This is a genomic window from Ruegeria sp. BA2 (assembly GCF_056539605.1).
The window spans coordinates 50,604-73,717 of the sequence record NZ_JBQFVE010000001.1; the positions used below are offsets into that span (position 1 = coordinate 50,604).

Annotated in this window: 23 protein-coding genes and 1 tRNA gene; 10 read left to right on the top strand and 14 right to left on the bottom strand. The window is 57.6% G+C overall.

Annotated elements, in window-relative coordinates:
- Window positions 1-99 precede the first annotated feature (99 nt).
- The 6 genes from argS to ACR0NN_RS00275 all read left to right on the top strand — a co-directional run bounded on the left by argS (window position 100) and on the right by ACR0NN_RS00275 (window position 5,714).
- Entirely contained in the window at window positions 100-1,845 is a 1,746-nt protein-coding gene (argS, locus tag ACR0NN_RS00250; RefSeq protein WP_170718563.1) for an arginine--tRNA ligase, read from the top strand.
- Window positions 1,846-1,933: 88 nt separating this feature from the next.
- Complete coding sequence (locus tag ACR0NN_RS00255; protein ID WP_170718566.1) at window positions 1,934-2,977, top strand: SPOR domain-containing protein; 1,044 nt, start codon at window positions 1,934-1,936, stop codon at window positions 2,975-2,977.
- The gene (nagZ, locus tag ACR0NN_RS00260; RefSeq protein WP_170718568.1) at window positions 2,974-3,981 is read left to right on the top strand and encodes a beta-N-acetylhexosaminidase; all 1,008 of its coding nucleotides are present in this window, start codon (window positions 2,974-2,976) and stop codon (window positions 3,979-3,981) included. The genes ACR0NN_RS00255 and nagZ overlap by 4 nt, the downstream gene beginning before the upstream one ends.
- Entirely contained in the window at window positions 3,971-4,765 is a 795-nt protein-coding gene (locus ACR0NN_RS00265; RefSeq protein ID WP_170683557.1) for a segregation and condensation protein A, read from the top strand. Before nagZ ends, ACR0NN_RS00265 begins: the two co-directional genes overlap by 11 nt.
- Window positions 4,758-5,408, top strand: coding sequence for an SMC-Scp complex subunit ScpB (scpB, locus tag ACR0NN_RS00270; RefSeq protein WP_170718570.1), 651 nt, complete (start codon window positions 4,758-4,760; stop codon window positions 5,406-5,408). The genes ACR0NN_RS00265 and scpB overlap by 8 nt, the downstream gene beginning before the upstream one ends.
- A 66-nt stretch (window positions 5,409-5,474) precedes the next feature.
- On the top strand, window positions 5,475-5,714 hold the full coding sequence (locus tag ACR0NN_RS00275; RefSeq protein WP_170683559.1) for a hypothetical protein: 240 nt from the start codon (window positions 5,475-5,477) through the stop codon (window positions 5,712-5,714).
- A 3-nt stretch (window positions 5,715-5,717) separates the two neighbouring features.
- Here the strand turns inward: ACR0NN_RS00275 and ACR0NN_RS00280 are convergent, their stop codons facing one another.
- The 8 genes from ACR0NN_RS00280 to ACR0NN_RS00315 form a co-directional block, all read right to left on the bottom strand.
- The gene (locus ACR0NN_RS00280) at window positions 5,718-6,797 is read right to left on the bottom strand and encodes a 2'-deoxycytidine 5'-triphosphate deaminase (RefSeq protein ID WP_170718574.1); all 1,080 of its coding nucleotides are present in this window, start codon (window positions 6,795-6,797) and stop codon (window positions 5,718-5,720) included.
- A gap of 61 nt (window positions 6,798-6,858) precedes the next feature.
- Window positions 6,859-6,935: transfer RNA gene (locus tag ACR0NN_RS00285), tRNA-Pro, on the bottom strand.
- 61 nt (window positions 6,936-6,996) lie between these two features.
- Entirely contained in the window at window positions 6,997-7,587 is a 591-nt protein-coding gene (locus ACR0NN_RS00290; protein WP_170718576.1) for a MerR family transcriptional regulator, read from the bottom strand.
- Between the two features lie 18 nt (window positions 7,588-7,605).
- Window positions 7,606-7,908 carry an integration host factor subunit alpha gene (gene ihfA / locus ACR0NN_RS00295; RefSeq protein WP_008755922.1) on the bottom strand — a complete coding sequence of 101 codons (303 nt, stop codon included), beginning with the start codon at window positions 7,906-7,908 and terminating at the stop codon, window positions 7,606-7,608.
- Between the two features lie 96 nt (window positions 7,909-8,004).
- A complete protein-coding gene (locus ACR0NN_RS00300) occupies window positions 8,005-8,976 on the bottom strand; it encodes a beta-ketoacyl-ACP synthase III (protein WP_170718578.1) in 972 nt (323 codons plus the stop codon).
- 24 nt (window positions 8,977-9,000) lie between these two features.
- The gene (gene plsX, locus ACR0NN_RS00305) at window positions 9,001-10,086 is read right to left on the bottom strand and encodes a phosphate acyltransferase PlsX (protein WP_170683563.1); all 1,086 of its coding nucleotides are present in this window, start codon (window positions 10,084-10,086) and stop codon (window positions 9,001-9,003) included.
- A gap of 24 nt (window positions 10,087-10,110) precedes the next feature.
- On the bottom strand, window positions 10,111-10,317 hold the full coding sequence (rpmF, locus tag ACR0NN_RS00310; RefSeq protein WP_170683564.1) for a 50S ribosomal protein L32: 207 nt from the start codon (window positions 10,315-10,317) through the stop codon (window positions 10,111-10,113).
- A gap of 205 nt (window positions 10,318-10,522) precedes the next feature.
- Window positions 10,523-11,059, bottom strand: a complete 537-nt coding sequence (locus ACR0NN_RS00315; protein ID WP_170718580.1) for a DUF177 domain-containing protein — start codon at window positions 11,057-11,059, stop codon at window positions 10,523-10,525.
- An 83-nt stretch (window positions 11,060-11,142) separates the two neighbouring features.
- On the opposite strand from ACR0NN_RS00315, the gene ACR0NN_RS00320 reads away from it, so the two are divergent.
- The 3 genes from ACR0NN_RS00320 (at window position 11,143) to ACR0NN_RS00330 (ending at window position 14,305) form a co-directional block, all read left to right on the top strand.
- The gene (locus ACR0NN_RS00320) at window positions 11,143-11,619 is read left to right on the top strand and encodes an outer membrane protein assembly factor BamE (RefSeq protein ID WP_170683566.1); all 477 of its coding nucleotides are present in this window, start codon (window positions 11,143-11,145) and stop codon (window positions 11,617-11,619) included.
- A gap of 84 nt (window positions 11,620-11,703) precedes the next feature.
- Window positions 11,704-12,438, top strand: coding sequence for a GNAT family N-acyltransferase (locus ACR0NN_RS00325; protein ID WP_170718582.1), 735 nt, complete (start codon window positions 11,704-11,706; stop codon window positions 12,436-12,438).
- Between the two features lie 52 nt (window positions 12,439-12,490).
- The gene (locus ACR0NN_RS00330; RefSeq protein ID WP_480683681.1) at window positions 12,491-14,305 is read left to right on the top strand and encodes an ABC-F family ATP-binding cassette domain-containing protein; all 1,815 of its coding nucleotides are present in this window, start codon (window positions 12,491-12,493) and stop codon (window positions 14,303-14,305) included.
- A 273-nt stretch (window positions 14,306-14,578) separates the two neighbouring features.
- Here ACR0NN_RS00330 and ACR0NN_RS00335 read toward each other — a convergent pair whose 3' ends face one another.
- From ACR0NN_RS00335 to ACR0NN_RS00360, 6 genes are all read right to left on the bottom strand, one after another.
- Entirely contained in the window at window positions 14,579-16,024 is a 1,446-nt protein-coding gene (locus ACR0NN_RS00335; RefSeq protein ID WP_170718584.1) for an adenylate/guanylate cyclase domain-containing protein, read from the bottom strand.
- 357 nt (window positions 16,025-16,381) lie between these two features.
- Window positions 16,382-16,936, bottom strand: a complete 555-nt coding sequence (locus ACR0NN_RS00340; protein ID WP_170718586.1) for a sugar O-acetyltransferase — start codon at window positions 16,934-16,936, stop codon at window positions 16,382-16,384.
- Between the two features lie 10 nt (window positions 16,937-16,946).
- The gene (locus ACR0NN_RS00345) at window positions 16,947-17,702 is read right to left on the bottom strand and encodes an SDR family NAD(P)-dependent oxidoreductase (RefSeq protein ID WP_170718588.1); all 756 of its coding nucleotides are present in this window, start codon (window positions 17,700-17,702) and stop codon (window positions 16,947-16,949) included.
- A 182-nt stretch (window positions 17,703-17,884) separates the two neighbouring features.
- Entirely contained in the window at window positions 17,885-18,442 is a 558-nt protein-coding gene (locus ACR0NN_RS00350) for a hypothetical protein (protein WP_170718590.1), read from the bottom strand.
- A 277-nt stretch (window positions 18,443-18,719) separates the two neighbouring features.
- Window positions 18,720-19,970 (bottom strand): tyrosine--tRNA ligase, encoded by a 1,251-nt coding sequence (tyrS, locus tag ACR0NN_RS00355; protein ID WP_170720141.1) that lies wholly within the window; start codon window positions 19,968-19,970, stop codon window positions 18,720-18,722.
- A gap of 298 nt (window positions 19,971-20,268) precedes the next feature.
- On the bottom strand, window positions 20,269-21,348 hold the full coding sequence (locus ACR0NN_RS00360) for a Hint domain-containing protein (protein ID WP_170718592.1): 1,080 nt from the start codon (window positions 21,346-21,348) through the stop codon (window positions 20,269-20,271).
- Between the two features lie 602 nt (window positions 21,349-21,950).
- On the opposite strand from ACR0NN_RS00360, the gene ACR0NN_RS00365 reads away from it, so the two are divergent.
- Window positions 21,951-23,078: an anhydro-N-acetylmuramic acid kinase gene (locus tag ACR0NN_RS00365; RefSeq protein WP_170720143.1), complete on the top strand. Its 1,128-nt coding sequence runs from the start codon at window positions 21,951-21,953 to the stop codon at window positions 23,076-23,078.
- Window positions 23,079-23,114: the final 36 nt, after the last annotated feature.

A 23,114-nucleotide genomic window follows, 5' to 3' on the forward strand; every position in this document is an offset into this window, starting at 1 on the left:
GTATCCGGATGAGCGCGTAAACCAAGTGCAAACTTTAGGCGTCCATTGACCTTGGCGCTTTGCGTGGTAAACCGCCGGGCAAGCAAAAGGACATCCGAAATGAACCTGTTTTCCGAGATCCGTGGCCTCGTACTGGACGCGCTGGCACAGATGCAGTCCGAAGGCGCTCTGCCCGAAGGGCTGAGCTTTGACAACGTGGCGGTCGAACCGCCGCGCGATGCCGCACATGGTGACATGGCGACAAACGCGGCGATGGTGCTGGCGAAACCGGCCAAGATGAAGCCGCGCGACATCGCGGATGTGCTTGCCGGAAAGTTGGCGGCGGATGACCGGATCACCAGCGCCGAGGTGGCGGGGCCGGGTTTCCTGAACCTACGGCTGGCTTTACCGGTTTGGCAGGGCGTAATGGCCGCGGTGTTGGAGAAGGGCACCGATTATGGCCGGTCGACCATGGGGCAGGGGCAAAAGGTGAATGTCGAGTATGTCTCGGCCAACCCGACAGGCCCGCTTCATGTGGGTCACACGCGGGGCGCGGTGTTTGGCGATGCTTTGGCAAGCCTGCTGGCCTATTCAGGCCATGATGTGACCCGTGAATACTATATCAACGATGGTGGTGCGCAGGTGGATGTGCTGGCCCGGTCGGCCTACGAACGGTATCGCGAGGCCAATGGGCTGAGCCCCGAGATTGCCGAAGGCCTCTATCCAGGCGACTATCTGATCCCGATCGGTGAGGCGATCAAAGAGAAATATGGCGACAGCCTGATCGACAAGCCCGAGGCTGAGTGGCTGGAAGAGCTGCGCGAATTCTCGACGGACGCGATGATGGACCTGATCCGGGCCGATCTGAAGGCGCTGGGTGTCGAGATGGACGTGTTCTTCTCGGAGAAATCGCTCTACGGCACGGGCCGGATCGAGGCCGCACTGCAGTCTCTGACCGACAAAGGCCTGATCTATGAAGGGGTGTTGGAACCACCGAAAGGAAAAAAGCCCGAGGATTGGGAGCCGCGCGAGCAGACCCTGTTCAAGTCGACCGAGCATGGGGACGATGTTGACCGTCCGGTGAAGAAATCGGATGGCAGCTGGACCTATTTCGCCCCCGATATCGCTTATCACTATGACAAAGTGACCCGCGGCTTTGATGCGCTGATCGATGTGTTCGGTGCAGACCATGGCGGTTACGTCAAACGGATGAAGGCGGCGGTGTCGGCGCTGTCCGATGGCAAAGTGCCACTGGACATTAAGCTGACCCAATTGGTGAAGCTGTGGAAGAATGGTGAGCCGTTCAAGATGTCCAAGCGGGCAGGGAACTTTGTCACCCTGCGCGATGTGGTCGATCAGGTCGGGCCGGATGTAACCCGTTTTGTGATGCTGACCCGTAAGAACGACGCGCCGCTGGATTTCGATTTCGATAAAGTGCTGGAACAAAGCCGTGAGAACCCGGTGTTCTACGTGCAGTACGCCCATGCCCGCGTCATGAGCGTGCTGCGTCGCGCCGCTGAAGCTGGGATTGCAGCGGATGATGCAACGTTGGCCGGGGCAGATCTTGGCAAGAACGACCACGCCTCGGAACTGACGGTCGCCAAGAAACTGGCAGAATGGCCACGTCTGGTTGAGATCGCGGCACGGACGAATGAGCCTCACCGGGTCGCCTTCTATCTCTATGAATTGGCAGGAGATTTTCACGCGCTATGGAATAAGGGCAATGACGAAACCCAGTTGCGCTTTATCCAAGATGGCGATGTTGCCACAAGCCAGTCGAAAATCGCACTGGCCCGGGCTGTTTCTGTTGTGATTTCAGCGGGCTTGGGTATTCTTGGCGTTACCCCGGCGCAGGAGATGCGGTAACAAATATCGCCCGAACCGCCGGTCTGAGGCAGACAAGAAATGACCCGCGCGCCACTTTTTTACGGCGCAATCGGGCGGTGAGGCGGAAATGGCACGTTACGATTACTCGGGGCAGCACAGCCCCGAGCAGATGCATTACTCGAATCAAGCGCATCCTGAGGATGCGTATGATTATCCCGACGAAGGTTATGGCTATGATGAAGCCCCGCGCACAGGCGCAGGGCTGGGTCGTATTGTCAACGTATTGGGTGCGGTTGCGTCCTTGGCGCTGGTCGCCGGTGTTGGCGTCTGGGGCTATCAGTTGATCATGCGCGACGTCAGCGGCGTGCCAGTTGTACGCGCCGCCGAAGGACCCATGCGTGTCCAGCCCGATAATCCCGGCGGTACGCCTGCGGATCATCAGGGGCTGGCGGTGAATGCTGTTGCTGCGGTTGGGACTGCCGCGCCTCCGGCAGATCGCCTGATTTTGGCTCCGCGTCCCGTTTCGCTGACCGATGAAGACACACCGATGGCAGCACTCGAGGCGACGAATGCCGTACAAGTAGTTGAAGAGCCTTCCACTGACCAAGCCATCGTAAACGCTTTGGCTGAAGGTCTTGCCGCTGACCCTCAGTCCGATCAGACGTCCCAAGAGGGTGTACAATTGGCCTCTTTGGTCACGCCCGAGGAAGAGCCTGCGATTGATCCTGCAGATTATGCCGCGCAACAACCTGACCCGAAGATTGCCACGCTGCCGGGCGTGCGCCGGTCGCTGCGCCCGCAGGTGCGTCCGGCCCGCGCTACGCCCAGCTCCATCACGTCTAACAGCGCCACCGAAGCCGCGATAAACGCAGCCGTCAAGGCTGCCGTTGGTCTGGATGTGGACCCGGACACATTGGCCAAAGGGACACGGCTGGCGCAGCTTGGGGCCTATGAAAGCGCTGATGTCGCGCAGGCCGAATGGGCGCGATTAAATGGTCGTTTTGGCGAGTATATGGACGGAAAACAGCGCGTTATCCAGAAAACCTCAAGCGGTGGTCGGACCTTCTATCGCCTGCGCGTCATGGGGTTCGATGATCTGAGTGACTCGCGCCAGTTCTGCGCCGCCTTGGTCGCGCAGGGTGCAGACTGTATCCCGGTCGCCGTCCGGTGAGATTTGGCGCAGTCATTACCGATGCCGAAGGGCTGCGCCTGACGCCGGATGAGAAAGCTCTGTTCAAAGACATGAATCCGTTCGGGTTCATTTTGTTTGCTCGGAACATCGAAACTGCCGACCAGACCCGAGCGCTGTGCGATGATTTCCGCGAAGCCGTTGGCCGAAACTGCCTGATCACCGTAGATCAGGAAGGCGGCCGCGTGCAACGCCTGCGCGCACCCTTGGCACGGGAATGGTTGCCGCCGCTAGATCATGTCGTGCGTGCCGGGGATCAGGCTGAGCGTGCGATGTATTTACGCTATCGCCTAATCGCGGATGAATTGCTGAATCTGGGCATCGACAGCAACTGCGCGCCAATGGTTGATCTGGCCCGAGACGATACGCACAAGTTTCTAAAAAACCGCTGCTATGCCTCTGATCCAGAACAAGTTTCCGCAATCGGCCGGGCCGTTGCCAATGGCCATCTGGATGGCGGCGTGTTGCCGGTTGTGAAACACATGCCGGGCCATGGTCTTTCGACGCTCGATAGTCACCACGACCTGCCTCATGTGGACCTTTCGCTGGAAGCGTTGGAAGAGGCTGATTTTGCGCCATTCCGTGCGCTGAATGACTTGCCAATGGGGATGACAGCGCATCTGGTCTATGACCAGATTGACCCTCGGCCTGCGACAATTTCCGCTGGGATGATGACCCTTATTCGTGAGCGGATTGGGTTTGATGGTCTGATTATGACCGACGATATCACGATGAAGGCCTTGCAAGGCACGCCTGACGAATTGGCCCGTCAGGCGCTGGACGCCGGATGCGATGTGGCCTTGCACTGTAATGGTGCATTTGAAGAACGCGTACAGGTGCTTGAAGCTGCGGGCGAGATGTCGGATGCGGCACAAGCCCGCGCAGATCGGGCGTTGGCTCAACGCCAACCGCCGCGGGAACTTGACATCCAAGCCGCCGAAGCGGAACTATCTGCCCTAATGGGCGGGCAGGTATATGCAGGATAACCTTTTCAGTGAAGACCCGGTCTCGGTCGCGGATCGGCTTGCAGCCGAAGCGCTGATCGTTGACGTCGATGGGTTTGAAGGCCCGTTGGACGTGCTGCTAACCCTGTCGCGCACGCAAAAGGTGGATTTGCGCAAGATATCGGTTCTGGCGCTGGCGCAGCAATATCTGACATTTGTCGAAAAGGCGCGTCAGTTGAGGATCGAACTGGCGGCGGATTATTTGGTGATGGCGGCGTGGCTGGCCTTTCTGAAATCTCGCTTGTTGCTGCCGCCCGACCCGGATGACGAGGGCCCCTCGGGTGAGGAACTGGCCGCACACCTTGCTTTCCAGTTGGAACGCCTGCAAGCCATGCGCGATGCCGCCGCGCGGCTGATGGCGCGCGACCAGCTGGGCCGAGATTTCTTCAAGCGCGGGCAGGGTGAGGATGTAACGCGCATCCGCACCGTGACCTACTCCGCCACGCTGCTGGATCTGATGCAGGGCTATGCGCGCATCCGCACCCGCGACGAATTCCGACCCTTTGTCATGGACCGCGATGCCGTCTTCACGATGGAGCAGGCGCTGGAACGGATGCGGCCGCTGATCGGCTTTGCCGGTGCCTGGACAGACATGGAGACCTATTTGCCCGAGGGATGGGATGCCGATCCGGTGCGCCGCAGGTCGGCGACAGCGGCGACCTTTGCGGCCTCTCTGGAACTGGTGAAAGAAGGACATATGGAGATCAAGCAAAACGAAAATTTTGCTCCGATCCAATTGCGTAAGAGGACCGAAACCCGTGACTGACGCCCCAGAAGAGACCGGCACCCTGTTCGAAGCGCCGCCCCTGGCTGAACAGGAGCGGATGGTCGAGGCCGTTCTTTTTGCGAGCGCCGAACCAGTGACCATCGCTGATCTTGAAGCGCGGATGCCACATGGCAGCAACGCAGCGCAAGCCGTTGAATTACTGCAGAAACGATACGAAGGGCGCGGTGTGCGCGTGGTGCGTGTGGGTGAGGCCTGGGCGATCCGAACCGCCCCCGATCTTGGCTTCCTAATGCAGAAGGAAACGGTTGAGACCCGCAAGCTGAGCCGGGCCGCTATCGAAACGCTGGCGATTGTCGCCTATCACCAGCCTTGCACCCGCGCCGAGATTGAGGAAATCCGGGGCGTGTCCGTTTCACGCGGAACCATCGATCAGCTGTTGGAGATGGAATGGATCCGGCTGGGCCGCCGCCGTATGACTCCGGGCCGTCCTGTAACCTTTGTGGTGACACCCGAGTTTCTGGATCACTTCGGGCTGGAAAATGCCCGAGATTTGCCCGGCCTGAAAGAGCTGCGCGCGGCGGGATTGCTGGAAAACAGGCCGCCTCCGGGTGCGGTGCCTTTGGGTGAAGGGCCGGATCAGGACGAAGACGAAGATCAGACCGAGCTGTTCGAGGAAGAGTGATCGAACAGCCCTTTTGTTGCCGCAGAGCGTGCCTATTGTAGGAGCGCAGGAAACGGAGTTGAGCCAATGAATGCCAATCGGATCATAGACATGATCGTGCGACAGGTCATGCGCCGCCTAGTGAACCACGGTGTGGACAAGGGGATTGATATGGCGAGTCGGGTCGGTCGCAAGCCAGGTCAGCCTGAAACCCGAACTGGCCCCGAAGCAGACCGCCAAATGCGCGACACCGCCACACGCCAAAAACAAAGCGCCAAGCAAATGAAGCAGGTAACCCGGCAGATGCGCCGGTTCATGAAGTTCTGAAACTCAGCCCACAGCCTTGAAATGCTTGGACAGTTTCAGGCCCTGGCCCTGGTAGTTCGAGGCGATGCCCGCACCATACAGTTGCGTCGGCATCTCGGCCATCTTCTCATAAACCAAGCGCCCGACCACTTGCCCGTGTTCCAACACAAATGGCGCTTCGTGGCAGCGCACTTCCAGCACGCCCCGTGATCCAGCGCCGCCCGCTTCGGCATGACCGAAACCGGGGTCGAAGAAACCGGCATAGTGCACACGGAACTCGCCCACCATTGCAAGATAGGGGGCCATCTCGGCGGCATACATGGGCGGGATATGCACCGCCTCACGGCTAACGAGAATATAGAACGCTCCGGGATCAAGGATGATGCGCCCTTCCTTGGTGCGCACCTCTTCCCAGTATTCTTGTGGGTCGTACTCACCGATCCGATCCAGATCGATCACCCCGGTGTGGGGTTTGGCGCGATAGCCGACCAGATCAGTATCGGGCAGCTGCAGATCAACCGAAAAACCCAGTCCATCCTGAATGACGGCTGGCCCGTCGACCAAGGGGGTTTGCTCATGTAGCGTAGTCAGCTCGGCATCGCTGAGGACCGCTTGACCTTTGCGGAACCTGATCTGGTTCAGTCGCATACCGGGGCGCACCAGAACCGAGAACGATCGCGGGCAAATCTCTGCATACAGCGGGCCAGAATAGCCTGCCGGAACCCGATCAAACTCGGTTCCGCCATCGGTTATGGTGCGGGTCAGCAGGTCCAGCCGCCCGGTCGAACTTTTGGCATTGGCCACGGCGCTCACATCATCGGGCAGGGCGAGCGATTCCATCAGCGGCACAAGATAGACGCAGCCTTTTTCAAGAACGGCCCCGTCGGTGATGTCGATTCGGTGCATCTCGAATTCAATCAGACGTTCCGCGACAGTACGACCTTCACCCGCCAGAAACGATGCGCGCACCCGGTAAGCAACTGTTCCTAAACGCAGATCAAGGCTGGCCGGTTGGACCTGAGCGGGGATGACATCGGGGCTGGCCGCGATCTCGCCACGTGCGATCATCGCTTCCAGTTGCTGGTTCGGGCATACACCTGTCATCTCGATCCCCTCTGCTGCCAGAGCGGGATCTGGCCTATGTGCCACAAACGTCGGTGTGATTTGGTCGGGCTAGCAGGACTCGAACCTGCGACCTTCCGTCCCCCAGACGGACGCGCTACCAGGCTGCGCCATAGCCCGACGTTGAGGTGTTCATAAAGACTTTCCCGGCGGGGGCAAGAGGAAATCATCGCCTTTTTTGCTATCCCGCCGTGTGGTGTTCGACGCGATCCAGCCACCTGCGCAGGTCCTTGGCGATGGGTGCAATCTGGTGCAACAGCTCATCGTCATATTCGTCACGATTCCATGCCAGTGAGGCAATGCCGCCCATCAGCGGGGCTGCATCCAGCTCGGCCGGTATCGGTTTGGGTTCGGGGGCAGCGACAGGTTTCGGAACCTCTGGGGCAGGGGATTGAGCGGGCACGCCCAGATCCATATCGATCTGGTTTGCGGATGGTTCGGGCGTTGCGGCGAACGGCACCACGGTGTCGTCGATACTGGGCGCAGGAGCATTTTCATCCAGACTGGGCGACAGCGACGCAACATGCGCGACGCCTTGTTCCCGAAGGATACGCTGAACACCTTTGATGGTTATCCCATCCTCGTGCAGCAGCTTCTTGATACCGCCCAGCAGACGCATATCATTGGGGCGATAATATCGCCGCCCACCGGCACGTTTTACGGGTTTGACCTGCGTGAACCGGCTTTCCCAAAAGCGCAGGACATGCGCCTGAACTCCGAGCCAGTCCGCAACTTCACTGATGGTGCGAAAGGCATCGGGGGACTTACTCATAACCTGGACGTCCTGAACTTACTTGCGGTTCCCGGCTGCAACGCGATCCTTCATCAGGTGCGATGGGCGGAAGGTCAGCACGCGGCGCGGCTGGATCGGAACCTCTTCACCGGTTTTGGGGTTACGACCGATACGGGCGGTTTTGTCCCGAACACTGAATGTGCCAAAAGACGAAATCTTGACCTGCTCGCCACGCACCAGCGCGTCGGACATATGGTTCAGAACGCTTTCGACCAGTTGCGCACTTTCGTTGCGTGACAGGCCAACCTCACGAAAGACGGCCTCGCTCAGATCCATTCGGGTCAGTGTTTTGTCGCCCATGCTTTTTCCTCTGTTGATGATAAAGCATATGGCGATGCGAAATTCGCTGTCAATATCAATGAATTGCAGGCGGCTTTGTAAGCCGGTTTGTGCCGGTCACCAGCGCAGGGCAACTGCACCCCATGCCAGGCCCCCGCCAATTGCTTCGGTCACGATCAGATCGCCTTGTTTGATCTGGCCATTTTGTTTGCCTACGGACAAGGCCAGGGGGATCGATGCCGCCGAGGTGTTTCCATGGTCCTGCACGGTGACAACGACATTCTCCATCGGCAGGCCCATTTTCTTGGCGGTGCCCTGAATAATACGGATATTGGCCTGATGTGGCACAATCCAGTCGACATCGGCACTGGTCAAGCCTGCACGCTCCAGCGCCACTTCGGCGGTTTTGGCCAGTTTCTCGACAGCGTGACGGAAGACCTGATTGCCTTGCATCCGCAGATGGCCGGTGGATTGCGTCGACACTCCGCCATCAACATAGAGCAGGTCTTTATACCGACCGTCCGAGTTCAGATCGGTGGAGAGAATTCCACGATCGTCAGAGGTGCCTTGGCCCTCTTGTTCTTCTAGGACCAACGCGCCCGCGCCATCGCCAAATAGCACACAGGTCGACCGGTCGGTCCAATCCATGATTCGCGAAAAGGTCTCGGCCCCGATCACCAGCACGCGCTTGGCCTGGCCCGACAGGATCAGCGCATTGGCATTGCTCAGCGCAAAAACGAATCCGGCGCAGACGGCCTGAACATCAAAAGCAAAGCCTTTGGTCATGCCTAAACGGGCCTGGACCATGGTGGCTGCCGAGGGAAAGGTCAGATCAGCGGTCGAGGTTGCCAGTACAATCGCGTCGATGTCATCAGCGGTGAGCCCGGCATCTGCCAATGCAGCTTCGGCTGCTTTGGTGGCCAGATCAGATGTCGTTTCATCCTCGGCTGCAAAATGCCGCCGTTCGATCCCAGACCGCGTTCGAATCCATTCGTCCGTCGTATCCAGCGTTTTTTCGAACTCGGCATTCGGTACAACGCGTTCTGGCAAATAATGCCCGACACCTACAACAACTGAGCGGCCTGCCATGCTGGGGTACTGCCTTTTTTGTTATTATTCCGATTGAGACACGGAATGCGCCGCATCTTGTGCAAGTGCGGCTGTTGATGCAACCCGTGCCGCCAATTTTTCGGAGAAACCGGATTCAGCCAGTGTGAAAGCCAGTTTGACCGCTGCGGAAACGCCGGTTGCGTCCGCTCCGCCATGGGATTTCACCACGGTTCCATTAAGCCCGAGGAACACGCCGCCATTGACGCGGCGCGGATCGATCCGCTTTTTCAGACGGTTTAACGAAGTGATCGCAAGGATCGAGGCCAGACGAGATAGCGGAGAGTATTTGAACGCCTCGCGTAACAAATCCCCGATCAGGTTCGCGGTGCCTTCACCGGTTTTGATGGCGACATTGCCAGTAAAGCCGTCGGTTACGATCACATCGGCTTTGTCACCGGGGATATCGCTGCCTTCGACAAATCCCACGAATTCGAAATTCGCCTGATCAGCAAAGTCCGAAATCATCGCATGGGCTTCTTTCAGCTCGGCGCGGCCCTTGTGTTCTTCGGTACCGACATTCAGCAACCCGATCCGGGGGCGGCTGAGCGCCATACCATTGCGCGCGTAGGACGCCCCCATCAGAGCGTATTGCAGCAGGTCCTTGGCGTCTGCGCGCACATCGGCGCCTACGTCCAGCATCACATTGAATCCGTGCGGGTTGCGTGACGGCCACAGGATCGCGATGGCAGGGCGGTTCACGCCGGGCAGCTTGCGCAGCCGCAACATGGACATGGCCATCAGCGCGCCCGTATTGCCGCAGGACACCGCGCCATGTGCTTCACCAGCGCGCACCGCTTCCAGCGCTGACCACATCGAGGTGTTTTTGCCGCTGCGCACAACCTGGCTGGGCTTGTCCTCCATCGTGACGACATCGGGGCAATCACGAAAAACGACGCGCCCATCAAGGACACGCCGTTTGGCAACCAGCTTGCGCAATTCCTGTTCCTGACCGTGCAGGATGAACCCGATCTTGGGGTTCTTGTCCGCCGATTTGGCAATACCCGCCACAACGACGGCAGGGCCCGAATCTCCGCCCATAGCGTCAACCGAGATGATAATCCGTCCGGTCTGCGTAGGCTGATCCGTCATGCCTTGGCCTGCGTCCAATCAGGCTTAGGCCGCGTCTTCGTCCAGGTCGATTTCGTCGGCCTGAGCGATGACTTCACGATCATCATAGTGGCCGCAGGACGGGCAAACGTGATGCGGGCGACGCAGTTCACCGCAGTTCGGGCATTCGTTCGGGTTTGCAGCAACCAGAGCGTCGTGTGCGCGGCGGTTGTTGCGACGCGACTTGGAAACTTTGTTCTGTTGGACGGCCATGGTCTCAACCTTTGTCTGATATGGGCCCACAGATTCGCTGCCGGCCGGGTTACGTTCTTTGTTTTCTCGTGGTTTGACGCGCGTTTAAGGGGCTTGCCCCGCAATGTCCAACCCAAAATCCAATGAGCGCGCGAAAATACTGCGATTCTCGTCATGTTCAAGCGGTTTTTCTGACGGCTTGCTATGACAGGAAATCCAATGCCTGTCACTCGTCTTTTTTCATCGCATCTCGCAGCCCGGCCAGCCCCGCGAAGGGTTTCACATCCTCATCAGTCAGCGCCTGTTTTCCCGGTTCGGTATAGTCTGCTTGACCCAGTTCAGCGCCGTCCTTGCGCGGATATTGGGGCAGGGCCAGTGAAAGGGCCTCGATCATGACCAGCGCGGGATCAATCTCAGGGCCAAGCGGTTCGGTCTCGTCACCTTCGGGGATCTCGAATTCGGGCTCGTCCGGATCGCTCCAATCAGCCAGATAAATGCGACTCACCGGGACATCAATGCGCGTAGTTACCGGCTCAAGCGTGACAACACAGGGTTGGATCACTGTCGCGCCCAGTTTTCCGCTTAGCGCCCAGTCACGCTTGCCTTGTGCCTGTAGTTCGCCAACAAAGCTCAGTTTGCGCAATCCCAGCAAGCCCAACTCGTTTTTGATCGCGTCCAACGCCTCGCCGGTAGGGCGCAGATCAAACGGGGTCGGAGCGTTCTGCGGCAGATCGGCGACCCGCAAAGATGTCTGGTTGCTCATTCGTGAGGTTTCCTGTGTTGAACCGGAGCCTTGGTTTCTGTAATCGGATAGGGTCCGCAAGGGGCCAAGGCAAGAGGGTGTGCATGTTGAAAGGTCTGAACAGGTTTAAGCCGGCGTCCAAAACGCTAGTATTTATGGCCTGTCTGGTGGTCGCTGGCGCATGTTCACCGATCTTCAAGAATCATGGCTACATCCCGCCGCCAGAGGATCTGGCCAAAATCCAGGTCGGTGTCGACACACGTGACAGCGTTGAGGAGGCCATCGGCGCACCCACAGCATCGGGCGTCGTGCGGGATTCGGGGTATTACTACGTTGCCTCGCGCGTCCGCCATTATGGGCCGAAACGCCCCGAGGTCGTTTCACGCGAACTGGTCGCGATCAGCTTCGATCAACGCGGCGTTGTGCGGAATATCGAAAGGTTCGGTCTCGAAGATGGCTACGTCATCACGCTGGATCGCCGCGTGACCGATTCCAACGTTGAAGACAAAGGCTTCTTGCGTCAGCTGCTTGGCAATATCGGCAACTTCAACCCGGCGAATATTCCAGGTGCAAGCAACTAACGCGCTTAAACCTCTTGCAGTGGTCACAGGACAGTCGCACATTCTGTTGTAGTGACCGGTCAGCAACCGCAGGAGGATGCGACCATGGCTGTTTTGTTGAACAAGGGCCGCTATCGGGCCCGCTTGGCAGAGTCTCGGCAAGATGTGGCGGCTGCGCAAGCCTTGCGAACCCTCGCCTTTGGTACAGACGGTCTGGATAGTGATGCCTTTGATGACCGCTGCAGCCACGTATTAATCGAAGATATGAAAGTCGGCGGTGCTTTGGTCTGCTGTTTTCGTATGCTGAAAATGCAAGCTGGCACGGAAATCGGGCGCAGCTACTCGGCCCAGTTCTATGATCTGTCCGCGCTGCGTGATTTTGCCGGACCAATGGTTGAGATGGGCCGGTTCTGTATCCACCCGCACTACAATGATCCAGACATCCTGCGGGTCGCCTGGGGGGCGATGACAGCATATGTCGATCAGAACGACGTTAAGATGCTGTTTGGATGTTCGTCCTTTGCTGGAACCGAAACCGCTGACTATCTGGATGCGTTCGCCATCCTCAAGCACCGGCATCTTGCGCCAAAGCGATGGCTGCCACGGGTAAAGGCGCCCGATGTTTTTCGATTTGCCGCACGGTTGCGCAGACGCCCCAATGTAAAACAGGCGATGCTACGGATGCCGCCCTTGCTGCGCACCTATCTGATGATGGGCGGCTGGGTCAGTGATCACGCAGTGGTCGATCGGCATATGAACACGCTGCACGTCTTCACCGGTCTTGAGATCGGAGCGATTCCCGACGAACGCAAACGCCTCTTGCGCGCGGTTGCCGGGTAGAGCGCGGCTTATGGGCGTTGACGCGTTGCCCCAGCCGGTTTAGCTGGCGGGCATGGCGAGAATTCCTTTGTTGCAGATGTCCGGTATCTCTCTGACTTTCGGAGGTGATCCGGTGTTTTCTGGTCTGGACCTAGTGGTTCAGCCCGGCGATCGTGTTGCGCTGGTTGGGCGGAACGGATCGGGTAAATCCACATTGATGAAAGTGATGGCCGGGTTGGTTGAGGCCGATCAGGGTGATATCGTGATCCCTCCAGGTAAATCAGTGGGTTACATGGAGCAGGATCCTGATATGCAGGGGTTCGCGACGCTGGGCGACTATGCATCAAGCGGGTTGGAGCCGGGGGAGCTCTATAAAGTCGAACGTGCTGGCGAAGGCCTGAAATTCGATCCCGCGCGTGCGGTTGAAACTGCGTCTGGGGGCGAGCGGCGGCGGGCGGCATTGGCGAAACTGATGGCCGAGGCTCCGGACCTGATGCTTCTGGACGAGCCGACCAACCATCTTGATATCGAGGCGATTGCTTGGCTTGAACGTGAGCTGGGCTCGACGCGTGCAGCCTATGTGCTCATTTCGCATGACCGAGCTTTCCTGCGGGCGCTGACCCGCGCGACGCTGTGGATCGATCGCGGCGTTGTAAGGCGGCAGGAACAGGGGTTTGAGGCCTTTGAAAGCTGGCGCGACAAGGTCTGGGAAGAAGAAGATCAGCAGCGCCACAAGCTGAATCGCCTGATCAAATCCGAGGCTCGTTGGGCGGTCGAAGGCATCAGCGCGCGCCGCAAACGTAACCAGGGCCGGGTGCGGGCATTACAGGCGCTGCGTGCCGAGCGGGCAGCACAGATCAAGCGCCAAGGTTCTGCAGCTATGGCTTTGGAATCTGGTCCAAAATCAGGTCGGAAGGTGATTGAGGCCAAAGGCGTATCCAAGGCGTTCGGATCGCAGCAGATTGTGCGCAATTTCGACCTTTTGGTACAACGCGGAGACCGCGTGGCCTTTGTCGGACCGAACGGTGTGGGCAAGACCACACTGCTTAAAATGCTGCTGGGCCAGGTCGAACCCGAAGAGGGCTCAGTGGTGCTGGGCACTAATCTTGAGATTGCCGTGTTCGATCAGGCGCGTGCACAGCTGGACCCGGAAATGAGCCTGTGGGACAGCCTGACGGGTGATTCCGAGATGCGGGTCTCAGGAAAGGCCGATCAGGTGATGGTGGGTGGGCAGCCCAAGCATGTCGTGGGCTATCTCAAGGAGTTTCTGTTTGACGACGCGCAGGCAAGAGCGGCTGTTAAGTCCTTGTCTGGTGGGGAAAAAGCGCGGCTGCTGTTGGCGAAGCTGATGGCGAAATCCTCGAACCTGTTGGTGCTGGACGAACCGACGAACGATCTGGATGTCGAGACGTTGGACCTGTTGCAGGAACTGCTGGACGACTATGACGGAACTGTTCTGCTGGTCAGCCACGACCGGGATTTTCTGGATCGCGTCGCCACAACGACGATCGCCATGGAGGGCAATGGGCGCGCAACCGTTTATGCCGGTGGCTGGACCGATTACATCACGCAGCGCGGTGAAATAGATCAGAAAAAAGCTGAAAAAGCAAAGCCTTCGAAGCCGAAGGTAAAGCAAGAGGCGAAGGCGAAAGCGGGGCTCTCATTCTCGGAAAAACACCGGCTTGAGAAACTGCCTGCCGAAATTGAGCGGCTGGAAGCCGAGATCGCCAAGCTTGAAGAACTGATGTCTGATCCTGAGCTGTTCACGCGTGAGCCTGTCAAATTCCAAAAGGCAACAGATGCGCTGGTGGAACGGCAGGAAAAGCTGTCGGCGGCCGAGGAAGAGTGGTTGCTGCTAGAAGAAAAGGCCGAAGCCGGTTCTGTCTGAGTTGTACACTCGTAAAAGGCTGGTTTGCATGAGTTGTACAAAACTGAGACACCTGATTTGGGCCCGATTTGTTAATCACTCTAAGCTCATTCGATAAATGTTGGTTGGCTGGTAGCAGGAGAGATCGTGAATTGACTTGGTGCCGGTGGTCGGGCGAACGCACAATCGCGTCACGAGCTGATCCTTAACAGTTTTCCGACAAAAATTATTTTAGCTGTGGGTGCCGGATATCGTGAGCACGGTGAAATGTTGCGAAAATCTTTACCGTGAGCCCTAAGCTGCCATTAGTCTTCCATTCAACCACCACGTCTCCACCTCGCCCATTCCCTTAAATTCGACGGTACCTCGTGGTTCGAACTCATATTCTTCCGCAAGCTCTTTCATAACGGCCGACGTCACCTGAATACGGCCAGGCTCTCCGTTGCTTTCCATCCTTGAAGCCGAATTTACCGTATCTCCCCAGACATCGTAGAATGGTTTTCTGTGTCCTATGACGCCTGCAACCACGGGTCCTGCATGCAGCCCGATGCGTATCTGGAGCCCCTCAGCGAAGTCGCGCGACATCTGGGCCACGGTTCTTTGCATGTCCAAGGCCATTTCGGCGACACGGTGCACGGGATCGTTGCAAGGATTCGGCATTCCTGCCGCCACCATATATGCATCTCCAATAGTTTTGACTTTCTCCAGACCGTGCTTTTCAGCGAGTAAATCAAATGCGCTGAAAATCTTGTTCAGGAACGCCACTATGTCCTCTGGCGAGAGCTTTGCAGCCCTTGGGGTAAAATCCACAATATCGGCGAACAATATGGCGACCTGCGGGAGTTTATCTGCGATTGTACCGCTGGGTTCTGCCTTCAGCCGTGCTGCGACATCTTCAGGCAGAAGGTTGTACAACAGCGCTTCGGAACGAGCATGTTCGGCTTCCAGCTCCACGCGTTGAGCCTCGACTTTGCCGTAGAGGTTTCCCAGACGCGCGCTGGCAATGTTTACGTTGTTGGCAAGTTCACCAAGTTCATCGCGATTTGGGACTGCGACGCGCGCATCAAAGTCCCCACCAGCAACTATACCTAGCGCCTTGCCAATATGCCGGACTGGCCAGATCAGAGAGGAAGAAAGGGAATAGCCGAGCAGCAATGCCAAACCTATGGCGACAAGCGCGGCGGAGAGGACATTCTGACGAGAGGTCTGGAAGGCTTCGGCTGTCGTCCTGGCGCTAAAAGCCATATCCCGTTCAATGTCCTGAACAACGGTGTACACGTCTCGCTGGATCTCGCGCAGAGGCTCAAACAGGTGTTCCATGGCGTAAGGTGCCGCCATCGGTCTACCATTTTCTCTGCGCAAGCGCTGGGTCTCGGCGGCAAACGGAATGAGGTTCTCGAGGTTGGCCTGCAATTGTGCAATGAGTTCCGCGTCTTGCATGCCAGGCTGTCCAAATTTCCGCGACCCTCTGGTTGCGAATAATCGAAGACCCTCAAGACGGTCGATAACTGGAGCGTTGAAGAAAGTTCCCATACTTCCACCAGTTTCCTGGGGCACGTACTGACCTATTGTCAGGGCGACGAGGTCTCCGACATAGGCGTGGATTTGGTTGAAATACTCGATGCGTTCCTGGTTTCGGATCATAGATTCGGTGCGGGTGTTAGCCTGTTGCAAAGAATTCAGGCCAAAGAGCGCAAGCCCGACAAGCAGGCATGTTATTCCCAAAAACGCGATCAGCAATTTGGACCGAACAGACAACCCGATTGAAGCAACGCTTCGAGTAAGGATGTTGGGCTGTTCGGACATTGTAAAAATTGTTCCTCTAACACAAAAAAAGAAACAGCATTGTCATCAACTATGCACTGCCGGTCAAAATTCTCAAACTGCGTAAACTCTTTGCGCACCAGCAAGCTGCGAACAAATTGCTAAAGCGCAATGTCGCTGAGAAACTGGCTTTGTCCCGCTAATGGCGAATTTCAATGAGAAGGCAAATCGGATTCTTTCGTGATCCGAGTTGTTTGACGCAGGATAACGCTGCTCAACGGACTTAGCGCCCGGAGAGGACGAAAACGCGCCGTAACTGACACAAGGCAGTGGCTACGTGTCGGTTCCGATCGCGTGCGCCGGTTTGCCTACAACGGTCTCTCCGGCAGGAACGTCTTTGGTGACCACGCTTCCAGCGCCGACGATGGCGCGGTCTCCGATTTTGACGCCGGGCATGATGATCGCACCGCCACCGATCCAGACGTTTTCACCGATTGTCACCGGGTAGTCGATCTCCAGCCCCTGGGCACGCAGCTCTGGGTCTTTGGCGTGTTGGGCGCAGTAGATTTGCACCGTAGGACCAAGCATCGAGTCGCTGCCGATGTGGACAGGCGCGGTGTCGAGGATGACACAGCCCGCATTCAGATACACTCGATCGCCCAGCGTCAGGTTCATCCCGTAGGCGCAGTGGAAGGGGGCCTCGACATAACAATTCTGCCCGATACCCGCGAAAAGCGACGCCAGTTCGGGCGCAATTGCCCCTCGGTCATCGGGTGGACAGGTGTTATGGGCATGAACCGCGCGGCGCGCCTTCATGCGCAGCACTTCCAGCTCCGGGTCGATGCAGCAATACCATTCGCCCGCCGCCATTTTCTGCAACTCGGTCATAAAATCCGTCTTAGCGCATGCGCAGGGCACCGTCGATACGGATGACCTCTCCGTTCAGGTAACCCATTTCGACGATGAACCCGGCCAGACGCCCGTATTCCTTTGGATCGCCCAATCGGGCAGGGTTGGGGACGTCGGCGGCAAGCTGTTGCTGCACCTCTTCGGGCAGTCCGGCCAGCATCGGGGTCATGAATATGCCCGGTGCGATGGCCATGACGCGGATACCGGTCGAGGCCAGATCGCGCGCCATGGGCAGCGTCATGCCAACCACACCGCCCTTGGAAGCAGCATAAGCCGCTTGACCCTTTTGCCCGTCAAAAGCGGCGATCGAGGCGGTGTTGATGATCACACCGCGCGCGCCATCCGGTTCGGGATCGTTCTTGGCCATTTCGGCAGCGGCCAGCCGCGAGATGTTGAACGTGCCGACCAGATTGATATCGATGGTGCGCTGGAAGGCGTCCAGAGGGTGTGGGCCGTCTTTGCCAACGGTTTTGGCCCCGATCGCGATTCCGGCACAGTTTATGGCAGCGGTGATGCGGCCCATCTTATTCATCGCCCGTGCGATGGCTGCTGCGACCGAGGCTTCATCCGTTACGTCGGTCTGTGCGAAATGCCCGCCGATTTCAGCGGCGACCTTTGGGCCACGCTCGGCGTCGCGGTCAAGAATGGTGACCTGCGCGCCGTGTTCGGCAAAGTGGCGGGCGGTGGCTTCACCCAGGCCAGAAGCTCCGCCGGTGATCACAGCAGCTGTGGTTGAGAGTTGCATGGCGGGTTCCTTCTTGATCTGAACACTTGTTCAGATAATCGCAACCGTGGCCTCCTGTCCAGTCTGAGCTTTGGTCAATCAAGCCTGCTACACTGTTGCTCAGGATATGCACGAGCAGTGGCTGGCGCATTTGATTTTACACCCCGATCGACTTTTACGTGCACTCAAATCGCTGCCACTGCTTAGTATCTGACGCAGGTTTCTTCATAAGGCACTCCGGCTGCTCTGATTTTCTCGGCCAACCATGACAAGCTAACCCCCGAATACGATCGGAGCTGTACGGGGTCGCGCGAATGGAAGTGTATCCAGTACTCTCGTTCATCGATGCCTTCGGTTTTTTCGATAGTTCTGATCTCGATCTGGCTCAATTCCTCAAGCGGCACTTCAAAACCCTCTTCAGTCCCATGCGCATGTTTAGGGACGTGCCACAGCAAAGAATGATCTGTGAGGCGAAAGTGCCATTCACCTTTCGTAGAAATGGCGCGAATGGCAAAAATTAGTTCTTTAAATAGTCGGTAGATTCCGCTGCCAATGCATACCAATCCTAAAAAAGACCAAGCCGACCAAGTTTCGATGGATTCAATGCGCAGCTGCAGAACCGTTTCTTCTGGGATGAGGAGAAACCCAATCCAGATCAGAACAACAGAAAGCAGAGGCGCTATGACGAGACGGAGGATGTTTCGCATTCGGACGGATTGTCGAACGTCAAAATACAGATCGCCTTGGTCGGTCTCTGTCAACTTTTTCTCCCAGGCGACGATTGTAACTGTCGTCAATTAAGTATCCGAACAGGATGTCGTCCGAATGACCGATGTTTCACCTAACGTTGTATAAACATTCTAAAAATTGACGTCCGACTCAACTTAGCCTCTCGGGCTATTTAAGGAGGCTTGTCGCAGGTCACGATGGCCGGAATGTGGCAATTGCCAAACGTGCGCCAAATACCGCATATCGAGTTTTTTGATCGGTAAAATATGCGAATAAGGTGGCAACCCGAAAGGCTGCCACCTGTCTGGATCAGCCCAGTTGCACCAGCGCGTGACGTTTCTTGCCTGCGCTCAGCTTGATCGGCGAGGATAGTGCGCCTGCGTCGATCATCAGGCCCGCATCGGTCAGCGGGGCGTCGTCCATCTTGGCGCCGTTTTCGGCGATCAGGCGTTTGGCTTCTTTGCCGGATTTGGCGAGGCCGGATTTGACGATCAGCTGGACGATGGACATGCCTTCACCCAGTTCCGAGGCGCTCAGCGTCAGGGTCGGGAGGTCGCCGCCTACGCCGCCCTTCTCGAATACCTCGCGCGCGGTGGCTTCGGCGGTTGCAGCGGCATCGGCCCCGTGCAGTAGGGTGGTGACCTCATTGGCGAGACGGATTTTGGCCTCGTTGATCTCGGACCCTTGCAGCGCGGCCAAGCGGTCGCATTCGTCCACAGGAAGCTCGGTGAAGATTTTCAGGAACCGGCCCACATCTGCGTCGGTCGTGTTGCGCCAGAACTGCCAGAACTCATAGGCGCTCAGCATGTCGCCGTTCAACCAAACCGCACCGCCCTGTGATTTGCCCATCTTGCGGCCATCGCTGGTGGTCAGCAGGGGGGTCGTGAGGCCATAGATCTCGTGATCCAGCACCCGGCGGGTCAGGTCGATACCGTTGACGATGTTGCCCCATTGGTCCGAGCCGCCCATCTGCAGAACGCAGTTATATCGGCGGTTCAGTTCGAGGAAATCATAGGCCTGCAGGATCATGTAATTGAATTCGAGAAAGCTCAGCGACTGTTCACGATCCAACCGCGATTTCACCGATTCAAAGCTGAGCATCCGGTTGACCGAGAAATGCCGCCCAATATCGCGCAGGAAGTCGAGGTAGTTCAGGCTATCCAGCCATTCGGCATTGTTCAGCATCAACGCGCCGGTCTCGCTGTCATCGTAAGACAGGTATTTCGAGAACACCTGTTTCATGCCTGCGATATTGGCGTCGATCTGTTCAGGGCCTAGCAGGGGCCGTTCGTCTGACCGGAACGAGGGGTCGCCCACCTTGGTGGTGCCGCCACCCATCAGGGTGATCGGTTTGTGCCCAGTCTTTTGCAGCCAGCGCAGGACCATGATGTTCATCAGGTGACCCACGTGCAAAGACTGCGCCGTGGCGTCATAGCCGATATAAGCCGTCTGCACCCCAGAGATCAGCGCGTCGTCAAGGCCCTGATAATCGGTGCAGTCGGCGAGAAAGCCGCGCTCGATCATCGTGGCGATGAAATCCGATTTGGGGTGGTAGGTCATGACGCTCAACAGGCCCTGTGTTCTGGCCCTCTCTGCAAGGGCTGGTGTAAGTCTTAGGTCAGTAAATTCAAAACCGAACCCGCTTGGTTGCACGACGGTAGTTACATTCATGCGACTGGCCTTCTAATTCCCTAAGTCTCGCAGAATGTCCAGTCATTGCAGAGCAAGTGCAGTCCGTACCGAAACCATCGTGCGGGTAAGTTTTGGGAAAGAAACATAAGGAAACAACGCATAGCGTAGCGCAGAATGTTACTTCAATCTTTGAAGCGCAGAAAATCCTGCCGGAGAACCGCTGCTTCTAGCGTTCAGCGTGTCCAGACAGAAGCGGTTTTTCATTCTTGATGTGGCGTTCAATCAATTGCTTTTGCAGCTTCGCGGACGGGATCGGGCAGGCGGGTCTGGGGGTAAACTCCAGTTCTGCGATCTCGGGAAAGATGCTCAGAATTTCTGTTCGCGCTTCCGCACTGATGGACTTGAGCACTTCCGGTCCGGTAAACAGGCTTTCCGATGGTGCGCCTTCGGCATAGATCACCTCGTGCTGCCCGAAAAGGAGATGAAAATACTCGACACTCCGGGCATCGTGATCGATGAAAATACCGGGCAGCGAAGTCAGATTAACGGCGGGCACCAGAACTTCGGAAGTCCTGAACATACGCTCGACGATCTTTGAAGACACCAGCATCCGGTGCTGCCGGGACACCACAAGATCATGCTGGGGCAAGCCCAGACCCAACGCTCCGGCGCTGATGCGAACCGGGCGAAGCTTGGGGTTCGCGGCCAGTTCCGAAGCAGATATCGTGCGGCGAAACACCCGCAGCAGGGTTGCAAATCCGGGCCCCTTACCTGCGGGATCAAACACTTCGACCTCATCGCCGGCTTGCAGATCTTCGACCGCCTTCTGACCGCCCCTTACCCGAATATTCGTGCCACTGGTGAAACAGGGAACAAAGTCGTCAACGGGCAGATTTACGACTGGACTGGTGAAGGCACCGTCACCCAGCGCCGTGATCGTCAGTGTTGTGTTGAGCGGGGGGACATCCCCCAAAAAGCCGATGAAGAACCCTTGCTCGGCCCCGCCGCCAAACGCGTCGTCGCCGCTGGAATCATAATCGAAAACGCCAATCGTATAGGTATTGGTGCCATCCGTGACTATGTAATTGTAGTCCCAGGCAATTGCATTCCCCAGATAGGTTTGCGTGGGGTCGTCGGGGAGTTCGTTGGTTACACCGTCTCCTTCGATGGTGCTGGGGTCAACGCCATCGGTAATTTCGATCGTATTATATGCGGAGATCTCAAATGTCGTTCCAACGCCGCCGAATTGGGCCTGGTTCGTGGTAAGAGTCGTGTCCGTCCGAAATGCACCGTATACGTTTGGCATAAACCCTGTTCAGGCCAATTCACTGCCGCTTTTTACTAAGCGTTATGAATCTACTCACCTGTCCTCAATTTGTTGTCTGTGCTTTGCTGCATATTAGTATCTCATCTATGAGGATTGGTGCAACATCTGCGAATGTCCGGAGTTTTGAGCCTGCGCTTTTATTGCGCTCAACATCCCAAAGTACCCGCCGTTATTCAGTCGCTATGATTCAATGCAAATCTGACGAAGCTGAGCAATATGGAATGATCGAAGGTGCGTCAGATCAAGCGGAACATTGAAACCGGCGACGGGCATTCTTGGGAGAGCTTGGCACCTGCTGTAGCGATCTGCGAACATGTGGTGATCGGTTTTGTACAGCTCTTTCATGAGCACTCGGAACTGCGCTGCGTTTGAGAACGCCCTGTTGCCGTCATTCGTGGTCTCATGCCTTGCAGAACACTGTAGCGGGGCACGGTACAGGCGCGGGCAGGGGCAAGGAAAAGGCTCCATTTCCAAAAAAAACGCCGCTCGCGCAGGATGTGTCTTGCCTTGGCTTTGCATTACCGTGCAGGTTGTGCTCAGAACCCGGCAAAACGGGTGGAGAGACGCAATACGAGGTCAGCGTGGGCAGGGTCATCAGCAAATCGGGGGCGATCAGAGCGTTGGGGGCCATGTCGGGCACATCGCTGGACGGTGTGGATGCGGCAGTGGTCGAAACCGACGGGCAGAAGATATATGGCTTTGGTCCCAGTGCCTACCGTGCCTATTCGGATGGTGAGCGTGCCACATTGCGTGCGGCATTGGGGCAATGGCATGGACCGGATGTCGATATCTCGGCCGAGTTGGTGACGCATGCACATGCCGAGCTGCTTTCAGAGTTCGAAGAGGTCGACCTGATCGGCTTTCACGGTCAGACGCTGGCGCATGAGCCGCGCGGGCGTGGTACATTGCAGGTGGGTGACGGGCTTGGTCTGTCGCAGGCCTTGGGGCTGCCGGTGGTCTGGGATTTCCGCAGCGATGATGTGGCGCTGGGGGGAGAGGGTGCGCCTCTGGCCCCGTTTTTTCATTTCGCCTGCGCCAAATGGATCGGCGCGGAAGAGCCGCTGTGCTTCCTCAATCTGGGCGGTGTTGGGAACCTGACCTATGTTGACCCGTCTTTTGACGGGCCTGAAGCGCCGGGGGCGTTGCTGGCGTTTGATACCGGGCCGGCCAATGCTCCGGTCGATGACCTGATGCAGGAGCGGCTGGGGCTAACGATGGATCGGGACGGAGCGCTGGCCCGCGAGGGTACGGTCGAGACCGGCGCACTGGAGCTGTTTCTGGCCGAGCCCTATTTCAATCGGATGCCGCCGAAATCGCTGGATCGGAATGATTTCTCGGAAATGATCGGTTTGGTGACGGAACTGAGCGATGCGGATGCGGTTGCTACACTGACCGGAATGAGCGCTGCTGGTGTGCTGCAGGGGATGGAGCATTGTCCCAAGCCCCCCGCCCGCATGCTGGTGACCGGGGGTGGACGGCACAACCCGGTGCTGATGGAAATGCTGCGTGTGTCGCTGGATTGTCCAGTGGAGCCGGTGGAGGCTGTTGGGCTGGATGGCGATATGCTGGAGGCGCAGGCCTTTGCCTATCTTGCCGTGCGTGTGGCGCGGGGATTGCCGACTTCAGGCCCCGGAACAACCGGGGTGAGCGCCTTGGTTGGGGGCGGTGTTGTCTCGTCACCGGCGCGGGGTGCTGTGGTGACCGGGTAGGGGGCTCTGCCCCCGTCGCTTTGCGACTCCCCCGGG

Bases quoted from the DNA above. Each gene is read 5' to 3' on its own strand.
- argS (WP_170718563.1), top strand. From the start codon at position 100: ATGAACCTGTTTTCCGAGATCCGTGGCCTCGTACTGGACGCGCTGGCA.
- ACR0NN_RS00255 (WP_170718566.1), top strand. From the start codon at position 1,934: ATGGCACGTTACGATTACTCGGGGCAGCACAGCCCCGAGCAGATGCAT.
- ACR0NN_RS00265 (WP_170683557.1), top strand. From the start codon at position 3,971: ATGCAGGATAACCTTTTCAGTGAAGACCCGGTCTCGGTCGCGGATCGG.
- ACR0NN_RS00275 (WP_170683559.1), top strand. From the start codon at position 5,475: ATGAATGCCAATCGGATCATAGACATGATCGTGCGACAGGTCATGCGC.
- ACR0NN_RS00280 (WP_170718574.1), bottom strand. From the start codon at position 6,797: ATGACAGGTGTATGCCCGAACCAGCAACTGGAAGCGATGATCGCACGT.
- ACR0NN_RS00290 (WP_170718576.1), bottom strand. From the start codon at position 7,587: ATGAGTAAGTCCCCCGATGCCTTTCGCACCATCAGTGAAGTTGCGGAC.
- ihfA (WP_008755922.1), bottom strand. From the start codon at position 7,908: ATGGGCGACAAAACACTGACCCGAATGGATCTGAGCGAGGCCGTCTTT.
- ACR0NN_RS00300 (WP_170718578.1), bottom strand. From the start codon at position 8,976: ATGGCAGGCCGCTCAGTTGTTGTAGGTGTCGGGCATTATTTGCCAGAA.
- plsX (WP_170683563.1), bottom strand. From the start codon at position 10,086: ATGACGGATCAGCCTACGCAGACCGGACGGATTATCATCTCGGTTGAC.
- rpmF (WP_170683564.1), bottom strand. From the start codon at position 10,317: ATGGCCGTCCAACAGAACAAAGTTTCCAAGTCGCGTCGCAACAACCGC.
- ACR0NN_RS00315 (WP_170718580.1), bottom strand. From the start codon at position 11,059: ATGAGCAACCAGACATCTTTGCGGGTCGCCGATCTGCCGCAGAACGCT.
- ACR0NN_RS00320 (WP_170683566.1), top strand. From the start codon at position 11,143: ATGTTGAAAGGTCTGAACAGGTTTAAGCCGGCGTCCAAAACGCTAGTA.
- ACR0NN_RS00325 (WP_170718582.1), top strand. From the start codon at position 11,704: ATGGCTGTTTTGTTGAACAAGGGCCGCTATCGGGCCCGCTTGGCAGAG.
- ACR0NN_RS00330 (WP_480683681.1), top strand. From the start codon at position 12,491: ATGGCGAGAATTCCTTTGTTGCAGATGTCCGGTATCTCTCTGACTTTC.
- ACR0NN_RS00340 (WP_170718586.1), bottom strand. From the start codon at position 16,936: ATGACCGAGTTGCAGAAAATGGCGGCGGGCGAATGGTATTGCTGCATC.
- ACR0NN_RS00345 (WP_170718588.1), bottom strand. From the start codon at position 17,702: ATGCAACTCTCAACCACAGCTGCTGTGATCACCGGCGGAGCTTCTGGC.
- tyrS (WP_170720141.1), bottom strand. From the start codon at position 19,970: ATGACCTACCACCCCAAATCGGATTTCATCGCCACGATGATCGAGCGC.
- ACR0NN_RS00360 (WP_170718592.1), bottom strand. From the start codon at position 21,348: ATGCCAAACGTATACGGTGCATTTCGGACGGACACGACTCTTACCACG.